This is a genomic window from Actinomadura geliboluensis, from assembly GCF_005889745.1.
GTDB classification, from domain to species: domain Bacteria; phylum Actinomycetota; class Actinomycetes; order Streptosporangiales; family Streptosporangiaceae; genus Spirillospora; species Spirillospora geliboluensis.
Window position 1 is genome coordinate 1 of record NZ_VCKZ01000760.1, and the last position, 1,079, is coordinate 1,079.

Below are 1,079 nucleotides of genomic sequence, written 5' to 3' on the forward strand. Positions count from 1 at the left end.
GATCCCCACCCTCCCCTGACCGTCCACGCGAGCGCCCTTGGAGGACGGGCCGTAGGAGCTGGTGAGCCCGGTCTGGACGGCCGCGTGATCGCGGCCGTCCAGACGCCGTCCCAGGCCGTGCGGATGTCGGCGGCCGGATCGGTGACGGGATCAAGGCGGCTAATGGGTTGCATGCGGCGCACGTCTGCAGAAGGCTCCCTTGAATGGAGCCGTTAGCGCCGTCGGATCCCGCCCGCATCGCCTCCTACGAGTTGCTGGCCCGGCTCGGTGCGGGCGGTATGGGCCTCGTCTACCTGGCACGTTCTCCCGGGGGACGGCTCGTCGCGGTAAAGGTCATCCACACTCACCTCACCGACGCCCCCGGCTTCCTGCGGCGCTTCCGGCGCGAGGTCGAGGCCGCCAGAGCGGTCAGCGGCTTCTATACGGCCCCCGTCATCGACGCCGATACCGACGGCCGCCCCGCATGGCTCGCGACAGCGCACGTGGCGGGCCCCGCACTCGACGCCGTCGTCCGCACGCGCGGGCCCTTGCCCCGGCGGACGGTCACCGCGCTGGCGGCGGCGCTCGCGGAGGCGCTCAAGGCCGTCCATGCGGCCGGGCTGGTCCATCGGGACCTCAAGCCGTCCAACATCCTGCTCGCCGAGGACGGGCCCCGGGTGATCGACTTCGGGATCGTGCGGGCGGCGGACGGCACCGAGACGACCGGCGGGTTCGTCGGCACACCCGCCTACATGTCGCCGGAACAGGTCCACGGCGGGGAGGTCGGCCCCGCGAGCGACGTGTTCTCGTTGGGCGGCGTGCTGTACTTCGCCGCCACCGGCCACCCGCCCTTCGGGACCGGAGACCTCCCCGCGGTCCTGCACCGCGTGTTGACACAGGAACCCGACCTGGCCCCCGTCCCGGCGGAGCGGCGCGACCTCATCGGCCGCTGCCTGGCCAAAGAGCCGTCCATGCGTCCCGCACCGGACGAGATCCTCGCCGAACTGGCCGACTCGGTCGCGGAGGGCCCGGTCGACTGGACGGCCGGACCGCAGCGCACGCTGATCGACGAGTACGCCACCACGATCTCGTCGTACACC

General features: G+C 72.5%; 1 protein-coding gene. It reads left to right on the plus strand.

What is annotated here, in order from left to right:
• Positions 1-203: 203 nt before the first annotated feature.
• The coding region (locus ETD96_RS44090) for a serine/threonine-protein kinase (RefSeq protein ID WP_138642393.1) at positions 204-1,079 on the plus strand (876 nt) is incomplete at its 3' end.